The organism is Streptomyces sp. NPDC091209 (assembly GCF_044757755.1).
In the GTDB taxonomy this organism is placed as follows: domain Bacteria; phylum Actinomycetota; class Actinomycetes; order Streptomycetales; family Streptomycetaceae; genus Streptomyces.
The window spans coordinates 430,164-447,011 of the sequence record NZ_JBIVVR010000007.1 but is presented as its reverse complement, the minus strand read 5'-3'; the positions used below and the strand labels follow the sequence as shown (position 1 = coordinate 447,011).

At 71.9% G+C, this 16,848-nt stretch carries 15 protein-coding genes; 1 reads left to right on the top strand and 14 read right to left on the bottom strand.

The features are described 5' to 3' along the window. Positions 1–3: 3 nt before the first annotated feature. From ACIQRL_RS22935 to ACIQRL_RS22905, 7 genes are all read right to left on the bottom strand, one after another. Positions 4–507 (bottom strand): roadblock/LC7 domain-containing protein, encoded by a 504-nt coding sequence (locus tag ACIQRL_RS22935; protein WP_401334254.1) that lies wholly within the window; start codon positions 505–507, stop codon positions 4–6. Next, positions 497–2,812, bottom strand: coding sequence for a nitrate- and nitrite sensing domain-containing protein (locus ACIQRL_RS22930; protein ID WP_401334251.1), 2,316 nt, complete (start codon positions 2,810–2,812; stop codon positions 497–499). Before ACIQRL_RS22930 ends, ACIQRL_RS22935 begins: the two co-directional genes overlap by 11 nt. A gap of 176 nt (positions 2,813–2,988) precedes the next feature. After that, the gene (locus ACIQRL_RS22925) at positions 2,989–4,470 is read right to left on the bottom strand and encodes an HAD-IA family hydrolase (RefSeq protein ID WP_401334249.1); all 1,482 of its coding nucleotides are present in this window, start codon (positions 4,468–4,470) and stop codon (positions 2,989–2,991) included. Positions 4,471–5,194: 724 nt separating this feature from the next. Beyond that, positions 5,195–6,256 carry an ABC transporter ATP-binding protein gene (locus tag ACIQRL_RS22920; protein WP_401334246.1) on the bottom strand — a complete coding sequence of 354 codons (1,062 nt, stop codon included), beginning with the start codon at positions 6,254–6,256 and terminating at the stop codon, positions 5,195–5,197. A 3-nt stretch (positions 6,257–6,259) separates the two neighbouring features. Continuing rightward, on the bottom strand, positions 6,260–7,078 hold the full coding sequence (locus tag ACIQRL_RS22915; RefSeq protein ID WP_401334244.1) for an ABC transporter permease: 819 nt from the start codon (positions 7,076–7,078) through the stop codon (positions 6,260–6,262). Next, complete coding sequence (locus ACIQRL_RS22910; protein ID WP_401334243.1) at positions 7,066–7,974, bottom strand: ABC transporter permease; 909 nt, start codon at positions 7,972–7,974, stop codon at positions 7,066–7,068. Before ACIQRL_RS22910 ends, ACIQRL_RS22915 begins: the two co-directional genes overlap by 13 nt. Then, a complete protein-coding gene (locus ACIQRL_RS22905) occupies positions 7,971–9,128 on the bottom strand; it encodes an ABC transporter substrate-binding protein (RefSeq protein WP_401334240.1) in 1,158 nt (385 codons plus the stop codon). Before ACIQRL_RS22905 ends, ACIQRL_RS22910 begins: the two co-directional genes overlap by 4 nt. Before the next feature lie 211 nt (positions 9,129–9,339). Between ACIQRL_RS22905 and ACIQRL_RS22900 the strand changes: the two genes are divergently transcribed. Then, a complete protein-coding gene (locus tag ACIQRL_RS22900) occupies positions 9,340–10,080 on the top strand; it encodes a GntR family transcriptional regulator (RefSeq protein ID WP_401334238.1) in 741 nt (246 codons plus the stop codon). Positions 10,081–10,193: 113 nt separating this feature from the next. On the opposite strand, the gene ACIQRL_RS22895 is transcribed toward ACIQRL_RS22900, so the two are convergent. The 7 genes from ACIQRL_RS22895 to rpe all read right to left on the bottom strand — a co-directional run bounded on the left by ACIQRL_RS22895 (position 10,194) and on the right by rpe (position 16,784). Continuing rightward, complete coding sequence (locus ACIQRL_RS22895) at positions 10,194–10,646, bottom strand: Lrp/AsnC family transcriptional regulator (RefSeq protein ID WP_015661832.1); 453 nt, start codon at positions 10,644–10,646, stop codon at positions 10,194–10,196. A 30-nt stretch (positions 10,647–10,676) separates the two neighbouring features. Continuing rightward, positions 10,677–12,158, bottom strand: coding sequence for an amino acid permease (locus tag ACIQRL_RS22890; RefSeq protein ID WP_401334236.1), 1,482 nt, complete (start codon positions 12,156–12,158; stop codon positions 10,677–10,679). Positions 12,159–12,553: 395 nt separating this feature from the next. Then, on the bottom strand, positions 12,554–13,996 hold the full coding sequence (locus ACIQRL_RS22885; protein WP_401334489.1) for a GuaB1 family IMP dehydrogenase-related protein: 1,443 nt from the start codon (positions 13,994–13,996) through the stop codon (positions 12,554–12,556). A gap of 107 nt (positions 13,997–14,103) precedes the next feature. Further along, entirely contained in the window at positions 14,104–14,481 is a 378-nt protein-coding gene (locus tag ACIQRL_RS22880) for a barstar family protein (protein ID WP_401334234.1), read from the bottom strand. Continuing rightward, the gene (locus tag ACIQRL_RS22875) at positions 14,478–14,924 is read right to left on the bottom strand and encodes a ribonuclease domain-containing protein (RefSeq protein ID WP_401334232.1); all 447 of its coding nucleotides are present in this window, start codon (positions 14,922–14,924) and stop codon (positions 14,478–14,480) included. The genes ACIQRL_RS22880 and ACIQRL_RS22875 overlap by 4 nt, the downstream gene beginning before the upstream one ends. Positions 14,925–14,976: 52 nt before the next feature. Beyond that, positions 14,977–15,987 (bottom strand): sugar-binding transcriptional regulator, encoded by a 1,011-nt coding sequence (locus tag ACIQRL_RS22870; RefSeq protein ID WP_401334487.1) that lies wholly within the window; start codon positions 15,985–15,987, stop codon positions 14,977–14,979. Between the two features lie 110 nt (positions 15,988–16,097). Then, positions 16,098–16,784 (bottom strand): ribulose-phosphate 3-epimerase, encoded by a 687-nt coding sequence (gene rpe, locus ACIQRL_RS22865; RefSeq protein WP_401334229.1) that lies wholly within the window; start codon positions 16,782–16,784, stop codon positions 16,098–16,100. Positions 16,785–16,848: the final 64 nt, after the last annotated feature.

Sequence of the window (16,848 nt, the reverse complement as noted above, 5' to 3'; positions counted from 1 at the left end):
GGATCAGTGGCCCGTGGGGTCAGCCGCCGAACGTACGGCGGCGGCCATGTGGCGGCCGACGCGGCGGACGAGCAGTTCCATCTCGTGGGCGAGCTGTCCGACGTCCGTCTGGACCTCGCTGAGCACGGCCAGCCGGCTTCCGTCGCCCGCCGGGGTGATGAAGAGGTAGGCGTCGTCGAGCATCACCATGGTCTGGCGCACCCCGCCCGCGGCGAAGCGCTCGCCCGCCGAACGGGCGAGGCTGTGGAAGCCGGAGCAGACCGCGGCGAGGTGTTCGATGTCCCCTCGGCGCATGCCGTCCGAGGAGCTCAGCGGCAGACCGTCGGCGGTGAGGAGCACGGCCTGGCGGACGTGGTGGGTCCTGGCCACGAGGTCGTCGAGCAGCCACCCGAGATCGGTGCCGGGCCGTTCGGTGTCGTCCGCCGGCTCGGAGGCGTCAGCCGCCGGTTCCGGGTGCCGGGCCTCGAAGGTCTGGGCGGGGTGCTCTGGGAGCTGGTCAGGGCGCATCGTCGGCGTCCGTCCCTTCCTCGGTGTCGGTTCGCTGCGCGGGACCGGGCTGCGCGGAGCGGGACCCGCTGGTGCCCGGCTGCGTGGGCAGGCCCTTGCGGCCGCGGTCGAGGCCGCGCTGGAAAGCCCCGAAGACGGCACGCATCTCCTCCGCAGTGACCTCGCGCTCCGGCGTCTCGTCGGGTACCGGTCCCGCGGTGCGCAGCTCGGGGGCGAGGGCCCGCTGGCGGACGCGGGTGGGCAGCTCGGGCGGGTCCGGAACCGAGGTGTCCTGCGTCGCGACGCCGGCCTCCCGCTCACGCCGGGTCTTCCGCTGCTCCGGGAGGACCACGGTGCCCGTCCGGGAGGGCAGCGCCACCGGGCCCGGGTCCGCTCCTGTCGCCGGGCGCGCGGATTCCACCGGTTCGAGAACCGCCTCCGGCAGCAGCACCACCGCCGTCGTACCGCCGTACGGTGAGCGGCACAGCGTGACCTTGATGCCGTGCCGGGCGGCGAGCCGCCCCACCACGTACAGCCCGAGCCGGTCGTGCCGCGTGGGGTCGAAGTCGTCCGGCGTGGTGAGGGTGCGCTGGGCCTCCTCGATCTGTTCGGGCGCGAGACCGAGGCCGCGGTCGTCGATCTCCAGGACGAATCCGCTGCCGGCCCGCCCGGTGCGCAGGGTGACCTGGGTGCGCGGCGGTGAGAACACGGTGGCGTTCTCGACGAGTTCGGCGATCAGGTGGACGACGTCGGCCACGGCGTCCGCGGCGACGCCCACCTCGGGCATCGGGGGGACCACCACACGTGTGTACTGCTCGATCTCGCTCACCGCGGAGGACACCACCTCGGCGACCGGCACCGGCCGTCGCCAACGGCGGCCCGGGGCCGAGCCGGAGAGGATGATCAGACTCTCCGCGTGGCGCCGCATGCGCGTGGTGAGGTGATCGATGCGGAACAGGTCGTCCAGGACGTCCGGGTCGTCGGTGCGCCGCTCCAGCGTGTCGACGAGTTTGAGCTGACGGTGGACGAGCGCCTGGTTGCGGCGGGCGATGTTCAGGAGGACCGCGAACAGCCCGCGGCGCAGGGTGGCCTGCTTGACGGCGGCCTCGACGGCGGCGAGACGGGCGGTGTTGAAGGAGCGGCCGACCTGGCCGATCTCGTCGGCCACCGCCTCCACGTCGGCCAGCGGCGGCGCCTCGGCGGCGGCGTCGACCTCCTCGCCCGCGCTCAACCGCTCCATGACGTGCGGAAGCTGACGGTTGGTCAGCAGATCCGCGGCGTCCCGCAGCGACTCCAGTCGGCGCGAGATGCGTCGTGCGCCGCGCACCGCGAACCACAGGGACAGGCCCACGGCGGCCAGTCCGAGAACGCCGACGATGGCGGCCTTGGCCAGCTCCTGGTAGGCGAACGTCCGTCCGCGCGCCGCGGAGTTGAGCGCCGACCGGGTGCACAGCCGCATGTACTGCTTGACGGCCCGGTCGGTGGTGGTGCGCCAGGAGCCGGCCGCGACGGCCTCGCCCGCACGCCGCGCACCCGCCCGGAGCAGGGCGTCCTCGTCCCGGGTCAGTTCCTTGTGGAGGTCCTCGCGCTGGAAGTCCTCGAAGAGGGTGCGCGAGTCCGCCGGGAGGTCGGGCACATAGGTCCGCTCGAAGACCCTGCGGTCCTCGATGGCCGCGGTGAGGGTGTCGTACTGCCGGTCGGTGAGCGTTCCGGCGGCCCGTGCCCCGGCGACGAGCGCGTCCTCGCGGGACACGAACTCCCGCACCCGCACCAGCTCGACGACGACCTGGGCCTCGCGGGCGAGTTGACCCGCCTGGAGCGCCGTGAGCGCGGACTCGACGTCGAAGCCCGGTTCCACCAGGGCGCCGTATTCGGCCACGGCCCGGTCCCAGGTGACGGAGCGGGACAGCACCCGCCCGCGCAGCCGCTCCAGTCCGTCGGCGGAGTGGAGCATGGTGTCGAGCACCTGCCGCTGATGGCCGGTGAGCCGGCTCCGGTCCCCGTTCCGGACCGCCGTGCGCAGCGCGGTCACGGCGCGGTCGGTGCGACGCTCCTGGGCCAGCAGGTCGGTGCCCGCCCTCGTCCCGTTCGGTGCGCCCAAGTACGCGGCGGCCAGGCGCCGTTCGATCTGGATCTGGCCGATCGCCGTGTCCACCGGGGTGCCGAAGGTGTTGTAGACACCCTGGAGGCGGACGAGCGCGCGCAGTTCGCCGGTGACGGACACCATGGCGAAACTCCACAGGGTCATGAGGGCGATCACCGGAGCGATCGAGAGGGCCACGATCCGCGAACGGACCGTGGACGGACGACCGAAGGGCCAGCGCATGGTCTCCCCAGGACGACGGGACGGTCGGGTGGCCGGGTGACGGTTGGTAACCCATCGGGTGTTACTCGCGGGTAGCGATCGCGGCTCAAAACTAGTGGATGGCGAGCCCGGACCGCAATGGTCCGGACTGACCCGCCGTTCAACTCTTACGGCACGCCACCTCCCGGCCCTTCTCGTCATTCCCCGGGCACGGCGAAGACGGTGACGACCGCCGCGTGGTCGGAGGGCCAGTCGTTGCCCATGACGTCCGGCCAGGGCCGCGGGGTGCCGCTGACCAGGGTGCGGGAGTCGAGAACGGTCAGGCCACGGTGCAGGACGAAGTCGATCCGGTCCTGCGGTTCCGGGCGCCCGCTGCCGTCCTCGTGGTCGGCGTGGACGGGCGACCAGGTGTGTCCGGGTTCCCGTACCGGGTCGGGGTGGGCCTCGCGGTAGGAGTCGCGCAGGCCCGCCTCCTCGGCGGCCCGCGTCACCGGCCAGGCGACATCCGGCCAGTCCAGGTGCGAGGGCACGTTGAAGTCGCCGGTCAGGACGACCGGAACGGACGCCTCGGAGGTGTCGGCGATCCGCCGCAGGATCTCCCGCATCCGGGCGAGCCGCCCGCTCTCGTGCGCGATGAGTTCGGCCGCCGGAAGTCCGTCGAAGCGGGCCTCGTACGGGCCGTACGGCGCGCAGTCGAGGTGGACGCTCCAGACGTCCACGCGCTGCCCGCCGTCCAGTTCGATCCGGACGCCGGTCCCCCCGTAGAAACCGACGTCCGGATCGCCGAGCCCGGCGACGATCGGGTGGCGGCTGATGACGCCGAGGTTGTCGCCCGCCCGGTGGTGGTGCCAGCCCAGGGCCTCGGCGAGTTCCCGGGCCGCGTTCCCGTACGTCTCCTGGAGGCCGACCACGTCCGCGCCCGTCTCGGCGATGACCTTGAGCTGCTTCTCGCGGTACCCGTCGACCTTGGTGCCGCCGAACCAGAGGTTCCAGCTCATGACCCGCAGCTCGCCCGGGGCGACCATCGCGCGCAGCAGGGCCGGGGACACGCCCTCCAGGCTGCCGAGCACGGTGCGGCCGGCCGCGGGTGCGATCGGCGCGAGCGAGGGCACCGCGAGGACGGCGCAGCCCGCCGACTCGGCCGAAGTGACACCGGTCTGGGTGTCCTCGACGGCGACGCAGGCGGCGGGGTCGACGCCGAGTGCGCGGCAGGCGGCGAGATAGGGATCGGGGGCGGGCTTGGTGCGCTCGGTGTCGTCGGCGGTGACGGAGACGGCGAAGCGTTCGGCGCCGAGCGCCGCCAGGACGGTGTCGGCGACCGCGCGCGGGGAGGCGGTCACCAGGGCGGTCGGCACGCCTTCGCGGGCGAGCGCGTCGAGCAGTTCCCGCGCCCCGGGGCGGGGCACGATGCCCGTGCGGACCCGGTCCGCGAACTGCTGGTGCAGCTCTGCGGCGATCTCCTCCCCCGGTGCGCCGGTGACCCCGGCCAGCCAGGCGGCCGTGTACTCGACGGGCCGCCCGAGCACCTGCGGCTGGTCGGCCCCCGTCAGCGCGTGCCCGAACCCGTCGGCCACCTGCTCCACCGCCTCCCACCACAGCCGCTCGGTGTCCACGAGCGTGCCGTCCATGTCGAACAGGACGGCCTGGAGGGGGAGTCGGGCGGTGGTGCGGTGGGTCACGATGATCTCTTTCTTCGGTGGGGGGCTCAGGGACTGGTGGGGAGTGCAGGGGGATTGGTTCGGGCCGCGGAGTGATCAGGGGCGGATGTGGGCGCCCTCCAGGGAGCGGGAGTCAGCGGGCGGTGCGGGGCCGGGGGATCCGCGTAGCCGCCCTGGCTCCGCACCCTGGGCCGTACGGTGCGGAACTGCACGGCCGAGCACCCTTGGCCGTACGATGCCGACCCGACAGAGCGCCGGGTACAGCGCCGGGACACCCGCTGTGCGAACGCGCCGCACCGCGAGGTGCAGGCCGGCCCGTTGCCCTGCCGGGCGGGCCGGGGTCCCGGCGCCGCGCGGAGTCGGCGTCCAGTTCCAGGCGTTGTACCGCGTCCGGTGCCACGCGGGGCAGTACGACGCCCGGTGCCACGCGGGGCAGTACGACGTCCGGTGCCAGAGGACGTACGACGGCCGGTGCCGGACGGTGGACAGCGTCCGGTGCCGCGCCTGACCTGTTCGGTCGTCGCGCTGGCCCGGCATCGACGTCCGCTCGTACGGCTGCGGCTGCGACCGCGACCGCCGGGTCCGCCGCCCACTCCGTGGGCCGCGCCGCCCTCCCCCGCCAGGACCTCTGCCGGTCCGCACGGGCCCTGTTCCGGCTGTCGCGTCCGGCGCGGTCCCTGGAGCCCCGCCCCCGGGCGGGGCGGGATACCCGGCGACCTCGGGCGGGCGCGCGCTACCGGGCGCCTCAGCTCGTGCGCTCGGCGACCAGGACCGGACGGTCCGGGAGGGTGACGGTCGCGGCGGCGCCCGAGGTGAGCGTCGCGGCCTCGTGCGTGGGCAGGTCGGCCTTGACCTCGGTGCCGTCGGCGAGCCGCACGGTCACCCGGGTGGCAGCGCCGAGGAACGCGGTGGCCACGACCCGCGCGTCTCCCGTGTCGTCGGCGCTCACCCGGACCGCCTCCGGCCGCACCAGCACATCCACCTCGCGCGCCGCAGGCGCGTCCCCGTCCACCGGCAGCCGCCGGCCGAGGACGTCGACCCTGTCGCCGTCGAGGGTCCCCGGGATCCGGCTCATCGTGCCCACGAACTCGGCGACGAAGGCGGTGGCGGGGCGCCCGTACAACTCGGCGGGCGACGCGCACTGTTCGAGCCGGCCGGCCCGCATCACCGCGACCCGGTCCGCCATGGACAACGCCTCTTCCTGGTCGTGGGTCACGAACAGGGTGGTGATGCCGAGTTCGAGCTGGAGCCGGCGGATCTCCTCACGCAGCGAGAGCCGCACCTTGGCGTCCAGCGCGGACAGCGGCTCGTCGAGCAGCAGGACGCGGGGCCGCAGGGCGAGCGCGCGGGCCAGCGCGACGCGCTGCTGCTGGCCGCCGGAGAGCTGGTGCGGGTACCGCTCGGCCTTGTCCCCGAGGCCCACCAGGTCGAGCAACTCGGCCGCGCGGGAACGTCGTTCGGCCGTACGCACCTTGCGCATCCGCAGTCCGAAGGCCACGTTGTCGAGGGCGCTCAGATGCGGGAAGAGGCTGTACGACTGGAAGACCATCCCCGCGTCGCGGCGGTGTGCCGGAACCCGGGTGATGTCCTCGCCGTCGACCAACACTTCACCGGAATCGGGATGTTCGAAGCCGGCGAGCATGCGCAGCGCGGTGGTCTTGCCGCAGCCGGAGGGGCCGAGCAGGGCGAGCAGTTCACCGGGCCGGACGGTGAGGTCCAGGCCGTCGAGAGCGACGGTCGGACCGAACTCCCGCCGGAGCCGCCGGAATTCGACGGTGGCGGCCTTGTCGAGCGTGGCGACGGTCATGGTTCATCCCCGGGAGGCGGAAGCGGTACGGGAGCGGCCGCCGAAGACGGCGAGCGCGAGGAGCAGTGCCCAGGTGAGGAACAGGCTGAGCACGGAGACGGCGACGGACATCTGGGCCTGCGAGCCGCCGACGTTGTAGATCCACACGGCGAACGGCTGGTAGCCGAGCAGGCGCGCGACGGTGAACTCGCCGAGCACCAGGGCCAGGGTGAGGAAGGAGGCGTTGAGCAGGGCGCCGCGCAGGTTGGGCAGCACCGCGCGCACGAGAGCCTGCGGCCGGCTCGCGCCGCAGCTGCGGGCCGCCTCGACGAGGGTGCGCACGTCGACGGCGCGCAGTCCCGCGTCCAGGGCCCGGTACACGAACGGCAGCGCCATCACGACGTACGCGAGGACGAGGACGATCGGGAAGCCGGGGTCCTGGATCGTCACGAACGTCTCGAACAGCGGGGTGCGCGACAAATACTCGGGACCCCACTTCAGGACGGTGGCGATACCGGCGACGAACGCGATCGGCGGCACGACCAGCGGCAGGGAGCACACCACCTCGACGACCGGCCGCAGTTTCGGCGAGCCGAGCCGCAGCGCGACCGTGGCGGGCACCATCAGGAGCAGCACCACGACGATGGTCGCGGCGGCGAGTTCCAGCGAGAGCAGCAGGCTGGAGACGAATCCGTCGGCGGACACGATCTGGGTGTAGGCGTCGAAGGTGACGCCCTGCCCCGGCACATCGACCGTGAAGATCACGGACGCGGCCATGGGCACCAGGAAGTACAGCGCGGCGAGGGCGAGGACCGCCCAGCGCCACAGGTTCAGGCGAGCCATCGCGCGCTCCGTCGTTGCAGGGGCAGGTACACGGCCATGACCAGGCCCGCGATGAGGACCATGTCGAGGCTGAGGGCGAGCGCCACGTTCTCCTGGCCGACCAGCACGTTGCCGGAGATGGCGTCGGCGATCTGCAGGGTGACGAGCGGCACCGCGCTGCCCACCATGGCGGCGGCGGTGGCGTACGCGGCGAAGGCGCTGCCGAACAGGAGCACGAGTCCGCCGAGGAGCGAGGGCGCGAGGACGGGCAGCCCCACGTGCCGCCAGTACTGGACGGAGGTCGCGCCGTTGTTCTGCGCCGCCTCCCGCCACTGGGAGCGCAGGCCGTCCAGGGCGGGCGTGATGGTGAGGACCATGAGCGGGATCAGGAAGTACAGGTAGACGACGACCAGGCCCCAGAAGCTGTAGAGGTTCCAGCCCTTGTCGGTGAGGCTCAAGTGCCGTGTCAGGACGCCGGAGTTGCCGAGGGTGGCGACGAAGGCGAAGGCCAGCGGGACGCCGCCGAAGTTGGCGAGGACCCCGGAGGCGGTGAGCACGGCCTCGCGCAGCGCGCGGAAGCGGGAGGTGACCACGGCCTGGGCGAGCGGCAGTCCGAGGACGGTCGCGAGGGCCGCCGAGACGGCGGACAGCTTGACGCTGCCGATCAGGGCGGTCAGGTACGCGCCCTGGAACGAACCGGTCAGGTTGGCCGTGGTGTACGAACTGGCGCCGGTGGTCTGGTTCTTGACGGTGAAGGCGCCGTTGAGCATGGCGATCGCGGGGACGCCGAAGGAGATCGCCACGAAGACGAGCAGCGGGAGGACGGCGAGCGGGCCGGTGGCGCGGCGGCGCCGCCGCTGCCGGTGGGCAGCGGCGGGCGCCACGTCGGCCGGGGCCTCGGTGAGAGCGGTGGTCATCCGGAGACGGCCTTGCCCCAGCCCTGGCCGAGCACGGTCTTGGCCTTGCTCTGCTGGTCCTCGGTCGGGAAGCTCGGGGTGCCGGTGACGGCGGGGAGCTTGGCTGCGGCGGCCTTGTCGAGCGTGCCGGCCTTCTCCATCGCGGGCATCAGGACCGGGCGGGCATAGCCCTTGAGCCAGAGGTTCTGGCCCTCGGCGCTGTAGAGGTACTCCTGCCACAGGCGCGCGGCCGCCGGGTGCGGGGCGTCCTTGTTGACGGCCTGGGAGTAGTACTGGGCGTACTGGCCGTCGGAGGGGATGGCGACCTTCCAGTCGACGCCCTTGGACTTGAACTCGTCGGCGTACCCGGCGTTCAGGTAGTCCCAGTCGATGCTGATGGGCGTCTCGCCCTTCTCGACCGTGGCCGGGGTGGACTCGACGGGCGTGTAGTTGCCGTTCTTCTTCAGCTTGGCGAAGAAGTCGAGGCCGGGCTGGATGTCGTCGAAGGAACCGCCGTTCGCCAGCGAGGCCGCGTACACACCGCCGAAGGCCGAACCGGACTTGGTGGGGTTGCCGTTGAGCGCGACCTGGCCCTTGTACTGCGGCTTGAGCAGGTCCTTGAAGGTCGTCGGGCACTCCTTGACCTTCTTGGCGTCGCAGCCGATCGAGATGTAGCCGCCGTAGTCGTTGAACCAGCGGCCGGCCGCGTCCTTCTGCCCCTCGGGGAGGTCGCCGAAGGCGGTCACCTTGTACGGGGCGAGCAGCCCCTGCTGGGCGGCGCTCAGCGCGAAGGAGCTGCCGAGGTCGAGGACGTCGGGGGCACGGTCCTGGCCCTTGCGTGAGGTGACGGCGTTGATCTCGTCCTGGCTGGTGCCGTCCGGGCTCTCGACGTCGATCTTGATCCCGTACTTCTTGGTGAAGCCGTCGATGAGGGCGCCGTAGTTGGCCCAGTCGCGGGGAAGGGCGATCGCGTGCAGCGTGCCCTCCTTCTTCGCGGCCTTGACCAGGGCGTCGAGACCGCCGAAGTCGGCGGCGGAGGTCGCGGTGGCCGCGCTCTTGCCGTCGGCGGTGGTCGCCTTGTCGTCGGGAGCGGCGCCGCAGGCGCTCAGGGTGAGGGCTGCGGCGACGGCGAGGCCGCCGGTGAGGAGGGCGGTCCTCGGCAGGAACACGGTCACGGTCTCTCCAGGGTGACGCACGAGGGTGGGGTGGGACGGAGAACTTGTCTGAACAAGTTGGCCCCAGTAGGCCCGCCGATGGTGTCTTGTTCGTAAACTTTGGTGAAACCGTGACCCCCTATTCCCTGCACAATCCCGGCGGACGCTGATCACGGTCCGATGTCGATTAGGCTGATCAGGCTGTACACAGTGACCTGATCAGAGGGGAAGAATGGCGGCGCGACACGAGGAGATCGCCGAGGAGCTGCGGCGGGCGATCGACCGCGAGGAGTACACCGTGGGCAGTCTGCTGCCGGCGGAGACCGACCTCGCGGCCCAGTACGGCGTCTCGCGCGGAACGGTCCGCCAGGCCGTCGCGGCCCTGACCGCCGAGGGGCTCATCGGGTCGCGCCAGGGCGCCCGCCGGGTGGTCCTCGCGGGCCGCCGCAGCCAGAGCTTCGCCGAACTGCGCAGCTTCGCCCAGTGGGCGCGCGCGATGGGACGCGAGGCGACCGGGCACGTGGTGTCGCAGGAGTACCGCCCGGCGACGGCGGAGGACGCCGTCCGTCTCCAACTCCGTGAGAAGACAGCGGTGTTGCACGTACTGCGGGTGCGCGGCCTGGACGGCGAACCGGTCCTGCTGGAGCGCACGGTGTACGCGGAATGGATCTCCCCCGCCGTGGCCGCGATCGAGCCCGGGTGCCCCTCCGTCACCCAGCGGCTCTTCGAGGACACCGGTCTGGTCTTCGCGTACGGCGAGCACGTCATCGACGCCGTCGCTGCGGGCGCCCAGGACGCCGACCTCCTCGGAGTCCGCCGCACCAGCCCCCTGCTGCGCGTCCGCCGGGTCACCACCACCCGCGAAGGCCGCCCGGTGGAGTGGTCCGACGACCGCTACCGCTCGGACGCCGTGAGCTTCAGCGTCCACAACTCCATCGGCAACAACGCCCTGGCGAGGAAGACGGCGGAGTAGCGCCCCGCCAGGGGCGCGGGGGACTGCTCGCCCAGCCACGAACCACCCGCACCCGCGCAGGGAGGTACCTCCATCCCGGTGGGCGCACCGGCACTTATGGAGGGAGGCGCCGACTACGTGGGTGACCCCGAGGAAAACCTCCGCAACAGCGGCGACAGCACCAGCACGGACTTCGTCCGCTCCACGAACGGCTCCCCCGCGATCCGTTCGAGCACCCGCTCGAAGTGCCGCATGTCCGAGGCGAAGACCTGCACCACCGCGTCCGCCTCCCCGGTGACGGTGGAGGCGGCCACGACTTCCTGATAGCGCTCCAGACCGCGCTGGATGGTCTCCGGCGAGGTGTTCCGCCGGCAGTAGATCTCGACGAAGCCCTCCGTCTCCCAGCCGAGCGCCGCCGGGTCCACCCGCACGGTGAACCCGGTGATGGCCCCGGTGGCCCGCAGCCGGTCGACCCGCCGCTTCACGGCGGGCGCGGACAGGCCGACCAGTTGCCCGATGTCCGCGTAGGAGCGACGGGCGTCCTCGGCGAGGGCGTGCACGATGCGTTCGTCGAGATCGTTCAGCACTGCGGGTGGTTCACTTTTCTGCGAGGGGTTCTAGGGTTGCTCGGCGACGGGTTCCGCGGTCGCCATCCGGGACCGGCGGTAGCCGTAACTGAAGTAGAACACGAGCCCGACGGCCATCCAGACGCCGAAGACGACCCAGGTGACGGCGGAGAGACTGGCCATCATCCACACGCACAGCAGGAAGCCGATCGCGGGCAGCACCGGCGCGAGCGGAACCCGGAAAGTGCGGCGCATGGCCGGGCGCGTCCGGCGCAGCACGACCACGGCGACATTGACCAGCGCGAAGGCGAAGAGCGTGCCGATGCTGGTGGCGTCGGCGAGCTGGCCGAGCGGGATCGCGGCGGCGAGGACACCGCAGAACAGCGAGACGATCACCGTGTTGGCGCGGGGCGTGCCGGTCTTCGGGTGGACCTTGGCGAAGACCTTGGGCACCAGGCCGTCCCGGCCCATCGCGAACAGGATGCGGGTCTGGCCGTAGAGCACGGTCAGCACGACACTCGCGATGGCGATGACCGCGCAGGCCGCCAGCAGCGTGCCCCAGAAGGTCTGCCCGGTGACGTCCTTCATGATCTCGGCGAGCGCGGCCTCCGAGTCGTTGAACTGCCGCCAGGGCCTCGCGCCGACGGCGACGGCGGCGACGAGGACGTACAGGGCGGTCACGATGACCAGCGACAGCATGATCGCGCGCGGCAGGTCGCGCTGCGGGTCCTTGGCCTCCTCGCCGGCGGTGGAGGCGGCGTCGAAGCCGATGTAGGAGAAGAACAGGGTGGCGCCGGCGGCGCTGACGCCCGCCATGCCGAGGGGCATGAAGTGGTCGTAGTTGCCGGAGCGGAAGCCCTGGACGCCGATCGCGCAGAACAGCACCAGCGCGGCGATCTTCACGGCGACCATGATGGTGTTGGCACGCGCGGACTCCCGCGCGCCGCCGAGCAGGAACGCCATCGCGAGCATCACCACGATGAGCGCGGGCAGGTTGAAGATGCCCCCGTCACCGGGCGGTGCGGACAGCGCGTCCGGAATGGTGACGCCGATGGTGCCGTCGAGCAGTTCGTTCAGGTACTCGCCCCAGCCGACCGCGACGGCCGCGACCGAGACGCCGTACTCCAGGACCAGGCACCAGCCGCAGATCCAGGCGATGAGCTCGCCCATCGTTGCGTACGCGTACGAGTACGAGGATCCGGCTACCGGGATGGTGCCGGCCAGCTCGGCGTAGGAGAGGGCGGAGAAGAGCGCCGTGAGACCGGCGATCACGAAGGACAGGGTGACCGCGGGCCCGGCCTTGGGGACGGCCTGCCCGAGGACGACGAAGATGCCGGTACCGAGCGTGGCACCGATGCTGATCATGGTGAGCTGCCACAGGCCGAGGGAGCGACGCAGTGAGCCCCCTTCGCCCTGGCCACCCTCCGCGACCAGGCGTTCCACGGGCTTGCGGCGCATGAGCCGCGCGCCGAGCCCCGGGGACGGTGGGGCGGACTTGGGTCGGGACTGCGGGGGTGCGCCTTGGTCGAGCACGCGCTGGCTCCTTCGTCGCTGCCGGTCGAAAAGGGCGGGGACCGGCGGCACCCCTGACAGGAGGGACCCACCGAGCGGGGTCCCCGCCACGCCTGTGTACAGCGCTTGACCCTATGAGTCCGGGCTTCACGGGCGTAATGCAGCAACCTTGCGCATCTCCGCAAGATCGTTGCGTTCATCGCATCCCGGCGCATGTTCGTTGCGCGGGGCCGTTCGATGGTTGCGCGAGGCTCCTTTCCAGCGCGGGACGAGGCCTGGAGACAGCCGAGTTGACGAGGCGTCAGCTCTCGTCCGGCTCCCCCGCCACAGCCCTGTTCCCCTCCCGGGAGGGGAACACGCGTACGGCCCCCGCTCCCGCGGAGGGGAACAGGGGCCGTACGGGGAACAGGGGCGGGTCAGCTCCAGCTGGCGTGCAGCGGCTGACCCTCGGCGTAGCCGGCCGCGCTCTGGATGCCGACGATCGCGTTCTCGGCGAACTCCTCCAGGGAGTTGGCGCCCGCGTAGGTGCAGGAGGAGCGGACGCCCGCGATGATCGAGTCGATCAGGTCCTCGACGCCCGGACGGGACGGGTCGAGGAACATCCGCGAGGTGGAGATGCCCTCCTCGAACAGCGCCTTGCGGGCCCGGTCGTACGCGGACTCCTCGCTGGTGCGGTTCTTCACGGCCCGCGCGGACGCCATGCCGAAGGACTCCTTGTACAGGCGTCCGTTGGCGTCCTGCTGGAGGTCGCCGGGGGACTCGTACGTGCCGGCGAACCAGGAGCCGATCATGACGTTGGACGCGCCGGCGGCCAGCGCCATCGCGACGTCGCGGGGGTGGCGGACACCGCCGTCGGCCCACACGTGCTTGCCGTACTTCTTGGCCTCGGCCGCGCACTCCAGGACCGCGGAGAACTGCGGCCGGCCGACGCCGGTCATCATGCGGGTGGTGCACATGGCGCCGGGGCCGACGCCGACCTTGATGATGTCGGCGCCCGCGTCGATCAGGTCCTTGACGCCCTCGGCGGCGACGATGTTGCCCGCCACGATCGGCACCTGGGGGTCGAGGGCGCGGACCGTCCGGACGGCGCTGATCATCGACTCCTGGTGACCGTGCGCCGTGTCGATGACGAGCGTGTCGACGCCCGCGTCCAGGAGCTGCTTGGCCTTGCCCGCCACATCGCCGTTGATGCCGACGGCGGCGGCGATGCGCAGACGGCCGCGCGCGTCGGTGGCCGGTGTGTACAGGGTCGCGCGCAGTGCGCCCTTGCGGGTGAGGATGCCGGCCAGCTTGCCGTCCGCGTCCACGGCGGGGGCGTAACGGCGGTTGGCGCCGTCGAGCCGGTTGAACGCCTCGCGGGGCTCGATGTCGGCGTCGAGGAGCAGCAGGTCCTTGGACATGACCTCGGAGAGCTGGGTGAAGCGGTCCACGCCGGAGAGGTCGGCGTCGGTGACCACACCGATAGGACGGCTGTTCTCGTCCACGACGACGCCCGCGTTGTGCGCGCGCTTGGGCAGCAGCGCCAGCGCGTCGGCGACGGTCTGGTGGGGCTCGAGGCGGATCGGGGTGTCGAGCACCAGATGGCGTCCCTTGACCCAGGAGACGACCTCGGTGATGACGTCGATCGGGATGTCCTGCGGAATGACGACAAGGCCCCCGCGGCGGGCGACGGTCTCGGCCATCCGGCGGCCGGCGATCGCCGTCATGTTGGCGACGACGAGCGGGATGGTGGTGCCCGTGCCGTCGGGGGAGCTGAGGTCCACGCCCTGACGCGAGCCGACCGCGGAGCGGCTGGGCACCATGAAGACGTCGTCGTACGTCAGGTCGTACGGGGGCTGGATGTCGTTGAGGAAACGCACGTGCTGCACATCCCAGTCGATCAGAGGTGGCCCCCGGACAGGTCAGCCAGGGGGAAGAGCACGTACCTCATTGTCCCATGACAGCCCGCACGCGGTCCCCGGACGGATCATCCAGGCTGGTCAGGGGGCAATTGGTCGGATCCTCCAAGGCTGAGGACGACCGACAGCGCGGCGTCGAACTGCTGGTAGTGGCCGGCTGCCGACTCCAGTACCTCCTGGGCGGTCTCCCACTCGTCGGGCCGCGCCCTCGCGTAGGGGCGCCAGCCGGTCACCACGAGCAGCCTGCCCGGACTGGCCGGTCCCCAGTCGGGGTCGCCCAGGACGTCGGCGAGCGCGTCCCAGTTCCGCCCGAACCACTCCGGCAGGTCCAGGGAGCGGACACAGCGCGCCATGAAGGCGGCCTTGTCGATCACCCCGGTGAGGTCGAGCTCGGTGACCTGCCACCCGGCGGAGCGGCACACCTGGGCGAGCGGACCGTGCGTCATCTCAGCACCGCCTTGAACGAGTTGTAGTGATCGTCGGTGTAGTAGATCTCGCCGCGCTGCCCGGTCACGATGCGGCGGGCCCCGCGGTCGCGCTCGCCCGGGGTCCGCACCGTGTACTCGTGGTAGTAACCCCTGGCGCGTCCCGGCAGTTCCCGCTCGAAGTTGCCGAAGACGGCGCCGTCCTTGGCGTACGGGAAGGGGCCGCCCCGGTCGATGAGGACGAGTGTGGCCCGCGCTTCGGCGGGGAGCGCGGCCGCGGGGACCGTCGGCAGGCCGCCGGCCCGGTCCGGGACCGGCGTGGCACGGCTGGCGGCGGTGGCCGCCGCGTCGCCCGAGGCGGCGGTGCCCGTCGCCGAGCAGCCCGTCAGCAGGACCGTCAGACAGACCAGCAGTCCGGCGAACAGGCGGCCCGCGGACGCGCGAGGGGACGGCCGCAGCAGCATGACGTCGATGCTGCCACGGCCGTCCCCTCGCGGCGCGCGCTGGGTGGCGCCCTCAGGGCCCGTCCGGGTCCGCCCGGTTCAGGGCCGGACGCGGGGGCGGTCCCGCCGTCATGAGGGCGTCCGCGGCCGAGGTGTCCGTCACCAGGCTGGTGACGAGCCCGGACCGCAGCACCGCGTCGATGGCGGCCGCCTTGCGCTGCCCGCCCGCTATGGCGACGACCTCGGGGATACGGCGCAGCCGGTCGGCCTCGACCGTGATGCAGCGCTCGCCCAGGTCACGCCCGACCCGCCGGCCCTCGGCGTCGAAGAGGTGCGCGGACATCTCGGCGGCGACACCGAGGGACGCGTAGTGGGCGCGCTCCTCGTCGCTGAGCATGTCGTGCACCGTGGAGATGCCCGGCTCCCAGGAGCCGATGGAGACGCAGGCGACCGTGACCTTGTCGAAGTACTCGAAGGCGCGGGCGATGCCCGTCTGGTTGCGCAGCGCCGCCGCGGTGGCCGCGTCGGGCAGCAGCATCGGCGCGTAGATGGGGTGGGCGTCGCCGCCCGACACCTGCGCGGCACGCCGGACGGCCTCGACGGAGCCGCGCTCGGCGGTCCCGGCGTCGTACACGCCCGTCAGCTGCACCACGGTGCACGGCGGGAGCCGGTCGAGGGCCGCCGCCATGTGGATCGTGGAGCGGCCCCAGGCGAGGCCGAGCACATCGCCCTCGTTGACGAGCTCGCCGAGCAGGTCGGCGGCCACCTCCCCGAGGTTCTCCGGGTCGGGCGACTCCTCGGCCTCGGCCGGGGACTCGACGACCACGGCATGCCGCAGGCCGTAGCGGGCACGCAGCGCGTCCGAGCGCTCCGCGTCCAGCTCGGCGGGGACGCGGATCTCGATCCTCACGAGATCCCGTTCGAGAGCGGTCTCCAGGACCCGGGCCACCTTGAAGCGGCTGACGCCGAACTCCTCGGCGATCTGGATCTTGGATTTGCCCTCGAGGTAGAAGCGGCGGGCCATGGCCGCCGCCTGGACCAGCTCAGCGGGTCCCATCCGCATGGCTGACCGGCCCGCCGACATACCCGACACGGCGATCTCCTCACTCTGTTCACACTCTGGATTCGCCGTTCATCCTTGCAGATCCGGCGCACTTGATCCGCCCTGATGGACGGCGTTCACGTTCCCTTGGTTCAGTGGTCGCACGCCCACGATGCATGGGCCGTCGCCTCCTGTGCCTGGGTGCGCAGTGCACGTACCGCCTGCGCCGGGTCGGCCGCCCCGTACACCGCCGAACCGGCGACGAACACGTCGGCGCCCGCCTCCGCGCACCGCTCGATCGTCGACGCCGAGACACCGCCGTCGACCTGGAGCCACAGTTCCAGGCCGTGCTTGCTGATCAACTCGCGCGTGCGGCGGATCTTGGGGAGCATGATGTCAAGAAAAGACTGGCCCCCGAATCCGGGCTCGACGGTCATGATCAGCAGCATGTCGAGCTCGGGCAGCAGGTCCTCGTACGGCTCGATGGGGGTCGCGGGCTTGAGCGCCATCGAGGCGCGGGCGCCCTTGGCCCGGATCTCGCGGGCGAGCCGGACGGGCGCGGCGGCCGCCTCCACATGGAAGGTGACGGAGCCGGCACCGGCTTCCACGTACTGGGGCGCCCACCGATCGGCGTCCTCGATCATCAGATGGCAGTCCAGCGGAGTGTCCGTCGCACGGGCCAAAGACTCTACGACCGGCACCCCGAGCGTGAGGTTCGGTACGAAATGGTTGTCCATGACGTCGACATGGAGCCAGTCCGCGCCTTCCACCGCCTTTGCCTCCTCGGCAAGACGGGCGAAGTCGGCGGACAGGATGCTGGGGTTGATCTGCACGGCCATGCCCCAAGACTGCCATGCCCCGGGCCGGTTGCCCGCCTCGGTCCGGACCCGGGTTGTCCCGCGG